13 protein-coding genes and 1 pseudogene are annotated in these 15,837 nt (G+C 32.6%); 4 read left to right on the plus strand and 10 right to left on the minus strand.

The annotated features are described in order from the left end of the window. Positions 1 to 7: 7 nt before the first annotated feature. The gene (locus I6L24_RS09230) at positions 8 to 1,033 is read left to right on the plus strand and encodes an IS30-like element ISAba125 family transposase (RefSeq protein ID WP_010326927.1); all 1,026 of its coding nucleotides are present in this window, start codon (positions 8 to 10) and stop codon (positions 1,031 to 1,033) included. A gap of 128 nt (positions 1,034 to 1,161) precedes the next feature. Next, on the plus strand, positions 1,162 to 2,190 hold the full coding sequence (locus tag I6L24_RS09235) for an IS701 family transposase (RefSeq protein ID WP_168730846.1): 1,029 nt from the start codon (positions 1,162 to 1,164) through the stop codon (positions 2,188 to 2,190). Positions 2,191 to 2,372: 182 nt separating this feature from the next. On the opposite strand, the gene I6L24_RS09240 is transcribed toward I6L24_RS09235, so the two are convergent. Together I6L24_RS09240 and I6L24_RS09245 are read right to left on the minus strand one after the other, a co-directional pair. Next, positions 2,373 to 4,328, minus strand: coding sequence for an alkyl/aryl-sulfatase (locus I6L24_RS09240; protein ID WP_000693745.1), 1,956 nt, complete (start codon positions 4,326 to 4,328; stop codon positions 2,373 to 2,375). 81 nt (positions 4,329 to 4,409) lie between these two features. After that, positions 4,410 to 4,670, minus strand: a pseudogene (locus I6L24_RS09245) (integrase core domain-containing protein); the annotation flags it as partial. 56 nt (positions 4,671 to 4,726) lie between these two features. On the opposite strand from I6L24_RS09245, the gene I6L24_RS09250 reads away from it, so the two are divergent. Then, a complete protein-coding gene (locus I6L24_RS09250; RefSeq protein WP_004994718.1) occupies positions 4,727 to 5,752 on the plus strand; it encodes an IS30-like element ISAba125 family transposase in 1,026 nt (341 codons plus the stop codon). A gap of 160 nt (positions 5,753 to 5,912) precedes the next feature. Here the strand turns inward: I6L24_RS09250 and I6L24_RS09255 are convergent, their stop codons facing one another. From I6L24_RS09255 to I6L24_RS09285, 7 genes are all read right to left on the minus strand, one after another. Continuing rightward, the gene (locus I6L24_RS09255) at positions 5,913 to 7,268 is read right to left on the minus strand and encodes a tyrosine-type recombinase/integrase (RefSeq protein ID WP_216985946.1); all 1,356 of its coding nucleotides are present in this window, start codon (positions 7,266 to 7,268) and stop codon (positions 5,913 to 5,915) included. Further along, positions 7,258 to 7,761: a hypothetical protein gene (locus tag I6L24_RS09260; protein ID WP_216985947.1), complete on the minus strand. Its 504-nt coding sequence runs from the start codon at positions 7,759 to 7,761 to the stop codon at positions 7,258 to 7,260. Before I6L24_RS09260 ends, I6L24_RS09255 begins: the two co-directional genes overlap by 11 nt. A gap of 262 nt (positions 7,762 to 8,023) precedes the next feature. Then, a complete protein-coding gene (locus tag I6L24_RS09265) occupies positions 8,024 to 9,049 on the minus strand; it encodes an IS30-like element ISAba125 family transposase (protein ID WP_005100823.1) in 1,026 nt (341 codons plus the stop codon). A 53-nt stretch (positions 9,050 to 9,102) separates the two neighbouring features. Beyond that, positions 9,103 to 9,537: a hypothetical protein gene (locus I6L24_RS09270; RefSeq protein WP_228733310.1), complete on the minus strand. Its 435-nt coding sequence runs from the start codon at positions 9,535 to 9,537 to the stop codon at positions 9,103 to 9,105. A 260-nt stretch (positions 9,538 to 9,797) separates the two neighbouring features. Continuing rightward, positions 9,798 to 10,927, minus strand: a protein-coding gene (locus I6L24_RS09275; protein ID WP_216985948.1) for an IS3-like element ISAcsp5 family transposase whose coding sequence is annotated in 2 segments (ribosomal slippage) — positions 9,798 to 10,675 and positions 10,675 to 10,927 — 1,131 coding nt in all. Because the reading frame shifts where the segments join, the coding sequence is not laid out codon by codon here. Between the two features lie 66 nt (positions 10,928 to 10,993). Continuing rightward, complete coding sequence (locus I6L24_RS09280; RefSeq protein WP_228733311.1) at positions 10,994 to 12,364, minus strand: hypothetical protein; 1,371 nt, start codon at positions 12,362 to 12,364, stop codon at positions 10,994 to 10,996. Continuing rightward, the gene (locus I6L24_RS09285; RefSeq protein ID WP_228733312.1) at positions 12,351 to 12,791 is read right to left on the minus strand and encodes a hypothetical protein; all 441 of its coding nucleotides are present in this window, start codon (positions 12,789 to 12,791) and stop codon (positions 12,351 to 12,353) included. Before I6L24_RS09285 ends, I6L24_RS09280 begins: the two co-directional genes overlap by 14 nt. 149 nt (positions 12,792 to 12,940) lie before the next feature. On the opposite strand from I6L24_RS09285, the gene I6L24_RS09290 reads away from it, so the two are divergent. Next, positions 12,941 to 13,966 carry an IS30-like element ISAba125 family transposase gene (locus tag I6L24_RS09290; protein WP_004994718.1) on the plus strand — a complete coding sequence of 342 codons (1,026 nt, stop codon included), beginning with the start codon at positions 12,941 to 12,943 and terminating at the stop codon, positions 13,964 to 13,966. On the opposite strand, the gene I6L24_RS09295 is transcribed toward I6L24_RS09290, so the two are convergent. Continuing rightward, positions 13,957 to 15,810, minus strand: coding sequence for a hypothetical protein (locus I6L24_RS09295; protein ID WP_228733313.1), 1,854 nt, complete (start codon positions 15,808 to 15,810; stop codon positions 13,957 to 13,959). The genes I6L24_RS09290 and I6L24_RS09295 overlap by 10 nt on opposite strands. Positions 15,811 to 15,837 lie beyond the last annotated feature (27 nt).

Here is a 15,837-nt window from a genome sequence, read left to right on the forward strand (position 1 = left end):
AGGGTTTATGGAGTATATAAAATTGTCATACCATCATCTTAACTTTGAAGATCGTACTGCATTAATGCTTGAGTCAAGAAAAGAAGGCTTTTCAGCCAGAAAATTTGCTGAACTCATTAAAAGACATCCTAGTACGATCTATCGTGAGCTTAAAAGAAATAGCATCAATGACGTTTATCAAGCTCGATATGCTTCTGATAACACCTTCGCTAGACGTAGACGTGGTCACAGAAAACTCAAAATCGATTCAATCCTCTGGAAATTTATTGTTGAAGCGATCCGTTGTTTATGGTCTCCTCAGCAAATAGCAAAGCGTTTAAAGACATTTCCTGATTTGGATCAAACAATGAATGTAAGCCATACAACGATTTATTCAACGATACGCGCATTACCAAAGGGTGAGTTGAAAAAAGACTTATTATCCTGTCTGCGTCATGAAAATAAAAAGCGAAAAGCTAACGGTGAACCTAAAAAAGATTCTATATTACAGGATATTAAAACTATTCATGAGCGCCCAGCCGAAGTTCAAGAAAGAAAAATACCGGGTCATTGGGAAGCTGATTTAATTAAAGGTAAAGACAATAAAAGTTCGATAGCAACACTTATTGAACGAAATACACGGCTCTGTATCTTGGCAACATTACCTGATGCAAAGGCAGAATCAGTGCGCAAGGCTTTAACTGAAGCTCTGAAATATTTACCTGCAGAACTGCGTAAAACGTTGACCTATGACCGTGGACGCGAGATGGCAGAACATAAAATACTTGAAGAAGATTTAGGCATAGATGTATATTTCTGTGACCCACATTCACCCTGGCAAAAAGGCACATGCGAAAATATGAATGGTTTAATTAGGCAATATTTACCTAAAGGGATTGATTTAAATCAGGCAGATCAGCATTATTTAAATCAAGTTGCCATGTCACTGAATACTCGTCCTAGAAAAGCGTTAGATTGGCTTACACCATTAGAGAAATTTGCTCAGCTTGTTGATTATCATAAGACTTTTCAAACTGTCGCACCTCATGTTTGAATTCGCCAAGCTACTAATAAAAATATCTCCATCGAAAATAAAGTATAAAAATTCAAAAACCATTTAATAAAGTAGGACTTACGCATTGACGGATTCAAAAAAGTATTAAAATACTTTATAAAGTATCTGTGATCAGACGAATTAAACATGCTTCTACAGCAACTTGTACATTACCCATTTATATGGGCTTTCTCATGACAGAACCGAACTCTATTAGCTGCACACAACTTGCCGAGACTTATAATATCTCGCATGATAGTGTAAATCGCTTTCTAGAGCGTGAAGACTACACACCTCACGACCTATATCAAGAATCAATTCAACATATTGATAATAATAAACTTATAGTCAGCATTGATGATACTGTTTTAGATAAACCATATAGTCAACATATGGACTTGGTTAGCTATTTTTGGTCAGGCAAACACCATCGATCCGTCAAGGGTATTAGTCTCATTACCTTGTATGCGACAGATCAAAATGGTCAAAATATTCCAATTAATTTCCGAATTTATGACAAATCTGAAAGTAAAACCAAGAATGATTACTTTATGGATATGTTAAGTGAAGTACTCAGTTGGGGTGCAAAGATTCAATTTATTACAGGTGATAGTTGGTATTCATCGACTGGAAATCTAAAAACCATAAGAAAATATGGTATTCGATTTATGTTTGGTATCGACTGTAACCGTAAGGTTTCCCCAGAAAAAGGACAATGGTTTCAACTGCGTTTATTGCCAGATTTCCATCAGGGTCAAGTGGTCTGGCTCAAAGATTTTGGCTTTGTACAATTATTTAAGACTCAGTTAAAAGAACAGCAGAGGTTTTATATTGTGCATCAAGATGAAGATGATTTATTGTCCTTTGAGGGTTTTCATGAATTGCATTCAAGTCATTGGAAAATAGAGCAATATCACCGGGTGATTAAACAGGTTTGTCATATTGAAAAGTTTCAAGTAAGACGATCTAAACTGATTTTGAATCATATTTTTTCAGCCTTGATGGCCTACGTTGAGATACAAAAGAACCAGTTTGAGCGGATCTTTGAAAATGTATATCGTTGGCAGAAGAAATTATTTAGACCAGTTATCAAAAACTTCATTGATGACTTTATTCTCGATAAAAATCATCTGCTACCACAGAGAATCTATAAATAATAGTGCGTAAGTCCTATAAAGTATCAATAGAGTTAAAATACATATAGCTTACTTTTAATTTTAAAGAGGAATACAAGAAATAATTTCTTGTATTCCTGTTATAAGATTGGGAGAACCAAGTTGATAATTTCACCCATTTCTTTGGATCTATTAATTTAAGTTTCGACTTTACTTATTTGAGCTTAGCCATTTGGTCGAGTCACAATCGGGAAAATTGAATCTGGACGTTTAAACATTGCAAAGAATTTTCCAATTTTCAGTGGATTACCTTTGACTTTACTGTCTTTAGAAAGCAGGACTTTTACCCCTTCTATTTGACCTGTAATCATTTTTAGATATAAGGGCTTGGTTAAGGTTAATGTAGGGCAATCCAATGCCAAATCTTTACTTTCATCATAACGCTTAAACTGCATGACTGAGTTTTCAACCCATAATGAAAAATGCTCTTTGGTATCCGACAAAACCAGATTGATACACTGGTTTTCATTTTTTAAATTTTCCACATCTAAATTTGTCGCCATAGCTTCAAGAAATCTTTCAGTTGGTGTATGAATCAATAAATCACTCGGATCAGAAGTATTTTGTAGGGGTACATTATTTTGTAGCTCTTGAGCGCCCACCAAAAAGAAATTACGCCAAGTTGAAGCCTCAGCAGCATAGCCCAATTGACGATAAGTATTCGCCAATAAGTCTTTTGCTTGTTGGTTTTGAGGGTTATTCAACACAATATGTTTTAAAATCTCGGCAGCCCATCTATAGTCAGCTTGAGCGTAGGCATCCCGCGCATTTTTCAATGCATTGTTCTCCCCACCTGCTAACTCAATATATTTTTTTGCAACAGCTTTAGGGGGTAATGGATCTAAATTGGAAGGATGGGCATCGAACCATCCCATATAATATTGGTATACTGCTTTTACATTATGTTTTAGGGTTCCATAATAGCCATGAGCATATAGTTTTTGATCAAGTGCCGCTGGAAGCTTAATTTTTTCGGCAATTTCAGCGCCATTAAAACCAGAGTTCATATATCTCACCGTCTGATCATGCGTGAACTTATAAACATCTCGCTGGGTTTTAATAAAATCTTGAATATTGTCATTGCCCCAGACAGGCCAATGATGCTGTGCAATCAATACATCGGATGCTTTGGCATGCTGCATTGCTTGGTCTAGATAGCCCACCCATTTTAAGGCATCACGGACTTTAGCACCCCGAAGGGTATAAAGATTATGCATGGTATGAGATAGAATTTCTGCGCCGTTATAAAGTTTCAATGATGGGATAGAGAACGTTAATTCTGCTGGTGCTTCTGAACCCGGCACGTTATAAAACACAAAATCCAAGCCATCAACCGTCATTTTCTGTTCTGGTTGAGTGATCAGTTGTGTAGGCTCAAGGATGCCCATTTTTCCCACAGCAACAGCCTTACCTAAACCTGTATCCACCAATCCTTCCGCATTTTTAGGTAGAAAAGTTCCATACATATAAGTCGCACGACGTATCATGGCTGAACCTGCCATCACATTTTCACTGGTCGCTTCTTCCATAAAGCCTTTTGGCGCAATAATTGGAGTTTTTCTAGCGTTAATTTCTTCGCTAGAAAGAACGCCTAATGCACCACCAAAATGATCGATATGGCTATGGGTAAAGATAATGGCTGAAATTTTTTGCTCACCTAAATGCTGTCTAGCAAATTTAAGTGCTGCTTCAGCCGTTTCTTTAGAGGTTAATGTATCCACAATAATCCAGCCAGTATCACCCTGAATGATGGTCATATTTGCCAAATCAAAACCACGAATTTGCCAAACTCGATCTGTTACTTTAAATAGCCCAACATTGTTGTTTAATTTTGCTTGTCGCCATAGAGTGGGATTAACGGTATTTGGTGCTTGATCTTGTAAAAAACTAAATGCATCAAAATCCCAGATAACATTGCCTTTCTCACTTTTAATTTGACCTGTTGGCTTGGCAATAAAGCCCTTTTGAGCCTGATTAAACTCAGTCATATCCTCTAAGTTATACTTCGCCTTATATGTATTATTTGATTCAATGACCGCTTTTTCTACTACAGTATTTGCTGCAAAAACAGAAAATGGCAGAATAAGCATCAATGAAACTGTTAAAAACTTAATTTTCATCTTCTTTCCTTTTTTTAAATAGAGGTGGTCCCACATGTTTGAACAACTAAAAGCTTATTTATAAGTGATACTCTGCTCTAGTTAAGCTACCTTATTTTGTTGTGGTAGCTGGTCATAGTAAAACTCATCTGGAGTCATTTTGTCCAGACTCGAATGAGGTCGTTTCAAATTATAAAATTCAAAATATGCGTTTAATTGCTTCTTCGCATCCAAAACATTGCTGTAGGCTTTGAGATACACCTCTTCATATTTAACGCTCCGCCATAATCGTTCAACCATCACATTATCAACCCATCGACCTTTACCATCCATGCTGATTTGGATGTCATTTGATTTCAATACATGGCAGAGTAAAACTTGAAGTGCGACATAAACCACCTAATTAATTTAAAGGGTTTATGGAGTATATAAAATTGTCATACCATCATCTTAACTTTGAAGATCGTACTGCATTAATGCTTGAGTCAAGAAAAGAAGGCTTTTCAGCCAGAAAATTTGCTGAACTCATTAAAAGACATCCTAGTACGATCTATCGTGAGCTTAAAAGAAATAGCATCAATGACGTTTATCAAGCTCGATATGCTTCTGATAACACCTTCGCTAGACGTAGACGTGGTCACAGAAAACTCAAAATCGATTCAATCCTCTGGAAATTTATTGTTGAAGCGATCCGTTGTTTATGGTCTCCTCAGCAAATAGCAAAGCGTTTAAAGACATTTCCTGATTTGGATCAAACAATGAATGTAAGCCATACAACGATTTATTCAACGATACGAGCATTACCAAAGGGTGAGTTGAAAAAAGACTTATTATCCTGTCTGCGTCATGAAAATAAAAAGCGAAAAGCTAACGGTGAACCTAAAAAAGATTCTATATTACAGGATATTAAAACTATTCATGAGCGCCCAGCCGAAGTTCAAGAAAGAAAAATACCGGGTCATTGGGAAGCTGATTTAATTAAAGGTAAAGACAATAAAAGTTCGATAGCAACACTTATTGAACGAAATACACGGCTCTGTATCTTGGCAACATTACCTGATGCAAAGGCAGAATCAGTGCGCAAGGCTTTAACTGAAGCTCTGAAATATTTACCTGCAGAACTGCGTAAAACGTTGACCTATGACCGTGGACGCGAGATGTCAGAACATAAAATACTCGAAGAAGATTTAGGCATAGATGTATATTTCTGTGACCCACATTCACCTTGGCAAAAAGGCACATGCGAAAATATGAATGGTTTAATTAGGCAATATTTACCTAAAGGGATTGATTTAAATCAGGCAGATCAGCATTATTTAAATCAAGTTGCCATGTCACTGAATACTCGTCCTAGAAAGGCGTTAGATTGGCTTACACCATTAGAGAAATTTGCTCAGCTTGTTGATTATCATATGGCTTTTGAAACTGTCGCACCTCATGTTTGAATTCGCCCTACTAGCTCTATTAAATAAATGCACTTAATTAGGTCGACTTAATACTCGGGTTGTCGCTTAAATGTGATTTTAGATGATTTCAAGTTTAAAATGTGTATGTAATAAAGCTGTTATGTTATATCAAATTAAGTAATCAGCTATATTTAAGATTTTATTTAATTTTATTTTTAAGCTGATCAAGAAGTTCACGTAATATAATAGGATCAATTGGAAAATTATTATTTAAAGAGTTTTCTAAAAATTTAATGTGTGAGTTGATGACATGATTGGAAGGGGTTGTAAGTATTTTTTCTTTTAATTTATCGATTTCAGAAAGCTCATCAAATGCTAAATTTATATATGTATCAAGAGATGTGATAGATCTGTGGCCAGTCCATTCAAGCATAATTTGTTTTAATCGATATGTATTTAATAGCATTTTTCGAAATTCATCACTATTCGTTAATTCATGTTCTAAAATTAGAGATTTAAATTTTTCTGTGATAAATCGATGGCGAAACATGTGAGCACAGACTTGGGAGGAAAGATTTGCCTCTTTGGACCAATTATTCATATAAGTAGTCAAAGTATCGGGTTGTAATGGATGGCCTGATGTGTGGGAAATAAAAATATAATCATGATTAATGCCCTTTTTTTGCAGTATCGGATTTCTATAGTAATGAACATAAAAGCGTAAATTGAGTAAAAAAGTTCTTGAAACAGGAATTTCCCGTGTCTTAGTTAAACGATTATTTTTTAAATTTATAATTTCTAGTAAAGGTGAGTCTGATTCACTCTTTAACGCTGATCTTAGGGATTTCATGGATAGAGAGCAGACTTCTGTTCTTCTACCACCTGTATTTTCAAGTGCCTGAATAAGACACAAGTTTCTAAGTCTTAAAGGCTCATTCACTGAGTAATTTATATGATTCAAAAGTTTATTATAATCATCGAGTGAAACAGGATAGCGTTTGCGTTGAGGTGAAGGTGGAGGGAACGAATAATGAAAATAACTCGGGGGAGACCTTAGTTTGTTATTTTCTCTAGAGACTTTTTTATTTTTACTACTTAAAGATATTTTATTATTTTTACCAATCCCAATAAAATTATTAAGATTATAAAGCTCTGCAATAAAAAAAAGAAAATTAATAGCTTGATAAGCAATACGTATAATTTGGTTATTGGATCGAACATCAGGGTCATCTTGTAAATAATCCATAAAATCGGAAAATAAATTATTGTCAAATTGTGAAAAATTTTCTATTTTCTTGCAATAAAAAGTAAATCTGATAAAGTGAGTTAAATGATTGGCAAATATTCTGTATGTGCCACCATTATATTTTTGAGAATAACCAAATTTTAATTTATAAATAAGATATGAATTTGCTTCATAGCATGGAACACCATTAGGGTATATTAAAAAAGGTAAGGCATCAATATTGAAAAATTTTATATCTTGTTTGGATGTGGAGAGGTAATTTGGTAATGATAAATTACTAACCATTGAATATAGTTTTTTATTTTTCATTATAAACCACCTCATTAGCATGGTTTAATAATTTTTCAAAATATTTTAATTTGTTGTTGGTTTCATCAATAACATATTGGTTGTTTGTGCCTAAAGCTAAATTGGAAATTGTTGACTTTAGATCATATATGATTTTGATGAGTATTAAGTTATTAATTTTTAGATTATTATTCTCTGACTTTAATTCTTCAATTTTATTTTTTTTACTAGCTGGAGTTATGGTGATTGAAGATAAAGCTTTTATTCTCAAATCATTAAATTGAGTATATGTCATATTTGAATATTTATTTACGTATAATTTATGTGTATTGAGTGATAGTGAAATAATTCCATATTCGCTATTGGAGTATTTCGCTATATTTTTTTGAGATGAAATAGCGGTTTTTATATCATTGTCATTGATATAATTATTTGGCTTATTTATTATAAGTTGAAGTAAATCAATTTCAGATTGAATTGATTTTTCAACTTCATAATTATCAAATTTTTTCATATTTCATCCTTAACTATCAATATTAGCTCAAATTCTTGAATGATATTATTGTTTTTATCTTTGGTAGTAAAAAATCTAGGTTGAAGGTCAATTATATGTTCATCAATAAGATAGTGTATTTTGCTTGATAGCTTATTTGTAAAGTTGAAATTTTTCATGCTAGTTATTTCTAAGTCATTAACATTAAAATGATTTAATAATACTGTGCGTAAGTCTTCAATATTTTTAACAATTGGGCCGGATATTCCTAAATAGGGCGAATTCAAACATGAGGTGCGACAGTTTGAAAAGTCTTATGATAATCAACAAGCTGAGCAAATTTCTCTAATGGTGTAAGCCAATCTAACGCTTTTCTAGGACGAGTATTCAGTGACATGGCAACTTGATTTAAATAATGCTGATCTGCCTGATTTAAATCAATCCCTTTAGGTAAATATTGCCTAATTAAACCATTCATATTTTCGCATGTGCCTTTTTGCCAGGGTGAATGTGGGTCACAGAAATATACATCTATGCCTAAATCTTCTTCAAGTATTTTATGTTCTGCCATCTCGCGTCCACGGTCATAGGTCAACGTTTTACGCAGTTCTGCAGGTAAATATTTCAGAGCTTCAGTTAAAGCCTTGCGCACTGATTCTGCCTTTGCATCAGGTAATGTTGCCAAGATACAGAGCCGTGTATTTCGTTCAATAAGTGTTGCTATCGAACTTTTATTGTCTTTACCTTTAATTAAATCAGCTTCCCAATGACCCGGTATTTTTCTTTCTTGAACTTCGGCTGGGCGCTCATGAATAGTTTTAATATCCTGTAATATAGAATCTTTTTTAGGTTCACCGTTAGCTTTTCGCTTTTTATTTTCATGACGCAGACAGGATAATAAGTCTTTTTTCAACTCACCCTTTGGTAATGCTCGTATCGTTGAATAAATCGTTGTATGGCTTACATTCATTGTTTGATCCAAATCAGGAAATGTCTTTAAACGCTTTGCTATTTGCTGAGGAGACCATAAACAACGGATCGCTTCAACAATAAATTTCCAGAGGATTGAATCGATTTTGAGTTTTCTGTGACCACGTCTACGTCTAGCGAAGGTGTTATCAGAAGCATATTGAGCTTGATAAACGTCATTGATGCTATTTCTTTTAAGCTCACGATAGATCGTACTAGGATGTCTTTTAATGAGTTCAGCAAATTTTCTGGCTGAAAAGCCTTCTTTTCTTGACTCAAGCATTAATGCAGTACGATCTTCAAAGTTAAGATGATGGTATGACAATTTTATATACTCCATAAACCCTTTAAATTAATTAGGTGGTTTATGTCGCACTTCAAGTTTTACTCTGCCTAGGCTTCAGTAATTGTGTGAGATTTTACGCCATTAAGAACGCTGCCTGTTAATGGTTCAGTAATATAATGATATAAATGTTCAATATCAGTATGACCGAGGAAGTGACGTAATGTATCTAAGCCATCAAAGCTTTTTGACCAGAAAAATATCATTGCAAAAAAACGTCTTAATTGATGTTGGCGTATATAATATCTCCTATATTCATTTGGTGAGTATTCTATTTTTTTTGTTTGAAAATAATCACAAAATAAATTTAATAAGTTGCTATAGTTTCCAGTCGATAACTTTTTCCATGTATTTCTACTATAAGAATAGTTATTTATCAAATTAATATCTGAAAGTGTAGAAAAATTATTTTCTAATATGATTTCATTAAAATTTTTAAGTTTATAAATGATTTTTGCTATGATGCTTGGTATAGGTCTTGACATCTTTTCACGATGAAAATTAATGCCACCAACACCACTTTTTCGATTATCAAATATAACTTCAAATTCTTTGAATTCTGTTATTAATGGATCAAAATTCTGAGGTAATAAACAATCTAATGGGTGTAAATCAATAATTTCTGAGTTGCGTCTAGCAGTGATCGCTCCTAATGCAACTAATATAGATGCTAATTAATGTGGTTCCGTTAATTAGACCACTCAATCTAGTTTTATAAGTGATAAATCCGCTCTAAATATTTAAATTATGCTGCCATTACTTTTAGTAAATGTTGATCATAAAATTCATTTGGTGTTGCCTTATTCAAACTTGAATGAGGACGTATCATGTTATAAAAATCCAAATATTCAGCAATTGATAGTTTCGCTTGTTTAACCGTATCGTAAGCCTTCAAATAGACTTCCTCATGCTTCACGCTGCGCCATAAACGCTCAATCATTACATTATCCATCCATCGTCCTTTCCCATCCATACTGATACGGATATTTCGCAATTTTAACTCATTCAAAAATGCCTCGCTTGTGAATTGACTGCCTTGGTCTGTATTAAACACCTCTGGACAACCATATTTCACAATTGCTTCTTGCAACGCATCTATGCAAAAGTCTGTTTCCATACTGATCGATACTCGATGAGCCAGTACTTTACGACTATGCCAATCTATAATTGCACACAGATAGACAAAGCCTTTAGCCATAGGAATGTACGTGATATCTGTACACCAGACTTGATTAGAGTGATCGATGACCATGTTTTTCAACAGATATGGGAAAATACGGTGTGCAAGATTAGGCTTACTGGTATTGGGTTTTGGATACAAGGCATGTATTCCCATCAAGCGCATTAAACGTCGGACTTTACGCCGACCTATTTGATGTCCTTGACGCTGTAGCATATCTCGTATCATTCGACTGCCCATAAATGGGTAGTCGAGATGAATTTCATCGATCAGACGCATCAAACTCAAATCAGTTGATGAAATCTCTTTGGGCTTGTAATACAACGTACTGCGATTGATTTGAATCAATTGCGATTGTTGTCGTACCGAAAGTTGATGGGTCTTATCGATCATTTTTTGCCGCTCAGCTGCCCTATTTTTCTGAGCGCACCTTCTAAAAAATCAATTTGCAATGCCTGATGTCCTATCTTGGCATGTAGAGCTTTGAGGTCAATCTCTGGTTCTTGTTGTGCTGTTGGTCGTGAAAAAATATTGACTGATTGCTCAAGCAGTTGATTTTTCCAATCAATTATTTGGTTTTGATGTAAGTCGAATTGAGTAGAAAGTTCAGCGAGTGTGTGGTCGCCTTTAATTGCTGCGAGAGCAACTTTAACTTTAAACTCTGCTGAATGATTACGACGTTTTCTTCGTGTCATGGTTGACTCCAAAAACAAGCATTTCCCATGCTTATTGGGGAGTAGATTATCACTTATAGGCGTGGTCTAAAATCCTATACCCACATCAAATAGAATATTGTAAAAATCAATAAATCCATGATTGCTACGTAAATTTATAAAATAATTTTCATCTTTAGGTATTTTTAACTCTTTAATACCTATTTTCTTTAATGTGCTTGGAAAATTTGAACTGTTATAAAAATCATTAAAATTGCCTTTTTTATTTTTGATGAATAAAGAATATTTAAAAATTGTATCAAGCAAGATATCTAAATATTTATGAATAAATTCAAAAGAATCACGTATAGCTTTAAAAGTTACATCAGCAGGCAGTGTTGCAAATCTCCCCAAATCTTTTAAAGGGGTTATTTTATTTATTCTTTTCACTCCGATAGTATTAAAGTTAGAAATATTGATTTGAGCACAATCATTTTGAGAGTGGACAAATACAATTTTTTTTAAGTTCTTTATTTGAGATTGAAGGTCTTGGTATGAATAGTATTCTTCATCACTAGTCGTGTAAGGAAGACTTAAGTATTCTGTTTTAGCTGTGTCTTCGATTAAGTTTAATTGCTGTAAAGTAAAAGGTTGTTGGTTAAATACGATGATGCGATCCTCAAGAGATTTAATGAAAAAATTTTTTTTTACTTTATTGGGATTATATGTAGAGTAACCTTCATTACAATAAAGCCAGTATTTTGATTTTCTTAGCTCTTCTAATGTTAGGTCAAGTTCATCATTATGGTTATTATTGATGAAGAAAGGATATTTCTCTTCAAATTTAATTACATCATTTATATCTATTTCTTTAATTTTTTCTTTTAAAAAATCTGTTACAAATATATTGTAATTAATTGATGCATTGATTTTTCCATTGTTTGAAATATTGACCAGATAATCGACTATGTAGTCTTCATTAATCTTATTTAAACCATATTTGCTTAATTCTAAAATATTAGAATTAATCAAAATAGAATTTATAAAGTAAATTATATTTGTTAAATTAATGCTGATGGTTTGAGTTTTTAATAAAAATCCTTCATTGTAAATAGGATGGCTTTGAATGCAAAGCCAGTATTTGAAGGTGTTTAGTATGTTTGGTCTTTCTGTTAGTAAAATATTATTATCAATTTTGATTTTATTGAAGTTGACTGTTATTATTGCTTTATTTAATTTAATCATCCATATATTTGATTCAAATTTTGTATTATCATAAAACCAAACAGGATTTCTTACATCTGATAGCTTTAAATTGTGTATGGTGGATGTTTTTTCAAAAGATTTTTCAATTAATCCATAATTATTGGGGTTGCGTATTATCTCATTCTTTAATAAAGTGAGTTCTTTCTTTGACATGGTTTCTATATTTTTATTAGGGTCAGATAAAATATCTTTTAATTTATTATTTACTATCATTTATAAATATTCCTTCGATTATATTATATTTGACTGGATTTTTTCTTGCTATTTCATACATCTCTATAATGTCTTTAGTTAAATATAAGCATTGTTGTAAATTTTTTTGAAATGCTTCAATCTGTGATATTACATAATTTGCACTTGTGTACCACCATTTTAAATGTTTTTTTATGTCTTTTTGGTTGTAAGATGTCTCTTCAAAAAAGTATTTAATTGCAAGAAAAATTTGTAGAAGAGGAACTGTTATTAAATAAATACCTATATAACTATTTTTATCTTCATTATTTTTTTTCTCAATATTTATTTCATGAAATCCTTTTTCAATATGATGAGGTATATCTTTGAATGCATGATTATTTATGAATTTATCAAGTTCTTCTTTGGTGAAATCTACAGATTCAAATAAGTAAATTGAGTCTTTCATTGATTCGTAAATAAGAGCATTTTGAAATATTCGTAACCATCTGTTCGTATAAAATTTCCATAGAGTATCTGGTAGATATGAATCAATCAATGCAGGGCAGAGTAAAACTTGAAGTGCGACATAAACCACCTAATTAATTTAAAGAGTTTATGGAGTATATAAAATTGTCATACCATCATCTTAACTTTGAAGATCGTACTGCATTAATGCTTGAGTCAAGAAAAGAAGGCTTTTCAGCCAGAAAATTTGCTGAACTCATTAAAAGACATCCTAGTACGATCTATCGTGAGCTTAAAAGAAATAGCATCAATGACGTTTATCAAGCTCGATATGCTTCTGATAACACCTTCGCTAGACGTAGACGTGGTCACAGAAAACTCAAAATCGATTCAATCCTCTGGAAATTTATTGTTGAAGCGATCCGTTGTTTATGGTCTCCTCAGCAAATAGCAAAGCGTTTAAAGACATTTCCTGATTTGGATCAAACAATGAATGTAAGCCATACAACGATTTATTCAACGATACGAGCATTACCAAAGGGTGAGTTGAAAAAAGACTTATTATCCTGTCTGCGTCATGAAAATAAAAAGCGAAAAGCTAACGGTGAACCTAAAAAAGATTCTATATTACAGGATATTAAAACTATTCATGAGCGCCCAGCCGAAGTTCAAGAAAGAAAAATACCGGGTCATTGGGAAGCTGATTTAATTAAAGGTAAAGACAATAAAAGTTCGATAGCAACACTTATTGAACGAAATACACGGCTCTGTATCTTGGCAACATTACCTGATGCAAAGGCAGAATCAGTGCGCAAGGCTTTAACTGAAGCTCTGAAATATTTACCTGCAGAACTGCGTAAAACGTTGACCTATGACCGTGGACGCGAGATGTCAGAACATAAAATACTCGAAGAAGATTTAGGCATAGATGTATATTTCTGTGACCCACATTCACCTTGGCAAAAAGGCACATGCGAAAATATGAATGGTTTAATTAGGCAATATTTACCTAAAGGGATTGATTTAAATCAGGCAGATCAGCATTATTTAAATCAAGTTGCCATGTCACTGAATACTCGTCCTAGAAAGGCGTTAGATTGGCTTACACCATTAGAGAAATTTGCTCAGCTTGTTGATTATCATATGGCTTTTGAAACTGTCGCACCTCATGTTTGAATTCGCCCAGGGTTATATTCCTTATGGCCTAGCGCTAGACTCATTTTATTTACAGACATAGTTTCATAGTAAACACGCACACCACAACTTGCTCTAAATCTTGTTAATGTTAAATTTTGAAAAATATGGCTACTTTCATTATCGTTAAGTAATATATCACCATTTTTATAACTTGTTATTTCATATGATTTTTTTAGACCATTAATGACGGTAGTACAGGTGCCATTCTCAATTTTTTTTACTCTTTGTGGTTCTGTGAATGCAGTTCTTGAAGCTAATAGCATGTATTCATAATCTTGATTATTTGCTGATTTCAAATAATTTCTTGCAATACTAGTAATTTTTATGATGTCTTCAATTATTTTTACTGATTGGGGGTTTAATTTAATTAATTGTTCAGCATAATTTACTCCTCTTCTCTTTTTAAAAGACTTGCTATACCAAGATTCTCCAATTTTAAAAAGACCTACATTGTTTTTATTATCATACAGTTTCCAATTTATTAACCAGGATTCAGTAATTGCGGGATGTTGATTAATTAATAATATGAGGAAAGGGTATAAAGTATTGTAGCTTGAATAAAAAATTTCATCTTTAATGATATTCTTTTCCTTGCTTGAACCTGATATACCTAAAAAAACAGAATAACTCTTAAGGGTTTTATGTTTAAAAGGGAATTCATAATAAGTTCGAAATGTATTGTTTTTATTTAAAATTCCTACTTGTACATTATTTTTTGAAGTGTTGTTTTGGCTAACTTTAACTATTCCTTTTTTAACGCATTCAATAAAAAAATTATATTTTTCATTTGTTTTTTTTGTGAGTAATTCTGAACAGTAAATTATATGGTCAATTTCATTAGTTATTCTAATAAAAATGAGTTCCTTAGCTTCACTATCTGTATAACTTATTGGGATTTGTGTTACTAATTTATTATGTATTAACTGTTCTTTTTCATCTTTTACCAAGTTTGTTGTAGTGTTTTTATGTGTACATTTTTTATATATTGGTCTGAGTATTTCTGTGATAGGTTCTTGCCATATTCCATAGTTAACTAATACATTGTACATATCAACTATAGAACCCCATCTCGTGTGAAAATGACCAATATTATAGTTTTTTATTTTTGCATCTATTAAGCATAAATTATAAACAATAAGCATGCTTTCAAATGCATATTCGGAAGACATTGCCCTTTGCATGTCTTTAATATTTGGATATGCTACAACTAAAACTCTAAATAAACTAATAAGATACCCAATTTTTTTTGACAAGGTGGTTGATATGATTTTTTTTCCATAAGTGATCATTATATGATGCAGTTTATTTGTGAATTCTTTTCCATATGTGTCGTAAATAATACTGATATTGAGATTTAGGATTTTATTATCATTACTGCAGATATTCCAACCTCGATAATATTCAATTTTTTCTATATTTTTTTTCATGTTTTTATATAGAAATATACAATTTTCCACATTCTCATTTATTGTATTAAGTGAAAGGAGAATTGTAGTTTTACTTGTATTTTGCAATAAGGCTAGATTATTGAATACCGATTGAACCTCATAGCTATAATGGTATTTATTGTAATTAGTTGTATCCAATTCAGTATAGATAAATCCTATAAAGCATTGTAGATGGCTCTCTAGTGATTCAGACGATTTCAAATCGAATATTGAGTGTTGAGTTGATGTCTGTTTCAAACATTCGATATACGTGCAATACAGTGCTACCAGTGATGTAAGTTTATTAAGTTTCTTTTCTTCTTGTTTTAGCCAGTCATAGCTATCTGCATCTAATGTTTTTGAGTGTTCATAATCCTTAAGATATCTAACTTTCATAGGATGATGCATCCATGACAATTGTCA

It is taken from the genome of Acinetobacter lwoffii (genome assembly GCF_019048525.1).
Classification (GTDB): domain Bacteria; phylum Pseudomonadota; class Gammaproteobacteria; order Pseudomonadales; family Moraxellaceae; genus Acinetobacter; species Acinetobacter lwoffii_K.

Bases quoted from the DNA above. Each gene is read 5' to 3' on its own strand.
- I6L24_RS09285 (WP_228733312.1), bottom strand. From the start codon at position 12,791: ATGAAAGACTCAATTTACTTATTTGAATCTGTAGATTTCACCAAAGAA.
- I6L24_RS09260 (WP_216985947.1), bottom strand. From the start codon at position 7,761: ATGAAAAAATTTGATAATTATGAAGTTGAAAAATCAATTCAATCTGAA.
- I6L24_RS09295 (WP_228733313.1), bottom strand. From the start codon at position 15,810: ATGAAAGTTAGATATCTTAAGGATTATGAACACTCAAAAACATTAGAT.
- I6L24_RS09230 (WP_010326927.1), top strand. From the start codon at position 8: ATGGAGTATATAAAATTGTCATACCATCATCTTAACTTTGAAGATCGT.
- I6L24_RS09255 (WP_216985946.1), bottom strand. From the start codon at position 7,268: ATGAAAAATAAAAAACTATATTCAATGGTTAGTAATTTATCATTACCA.
- I6L24_RS09250 (WP_004994718.1), top strand. From the start codon at position 4,727: ATGGAGTATATAAAATTGTCATACCATCATCTTAACTTTGAAGATCGT.
- I6L24_RS09265 (WP_005100823.1), bottom strand. From the start codon at position 9,049: ATGGAGTATATAAAATTGTCATACCATCATCTTAACTTTGAAGATCGT.
- I6L24_RS09240 (WP_000693745.1), bottom strand. From the start codon at position 4,328: ATGAAAATTAAGTTTTTAACAGTTTCATTGATGCTTATTCTGCCATTT.
- I6L24_RS09290 (WP_004994718.1), top strand. From the start codon at position 12,941: ATGGAGTATATAAAATTGTCATACCATCATCTTAACTTTGAAGATCGT.
- I6L24_RS09270 (WP_228733310.1), bottom strand. From the start codon at position 9,537: ATGTCAAGACCTATACCAAGCATCATAGCAAAAATCATTTATAAACTT.
- I6L24_RS09280 (WP_228733311.1), bottom strand. From the start codon at position 12,364: ATGATAGTAAATAATAAATTAAAAGATATTTTATCTGACCCTAATAAA.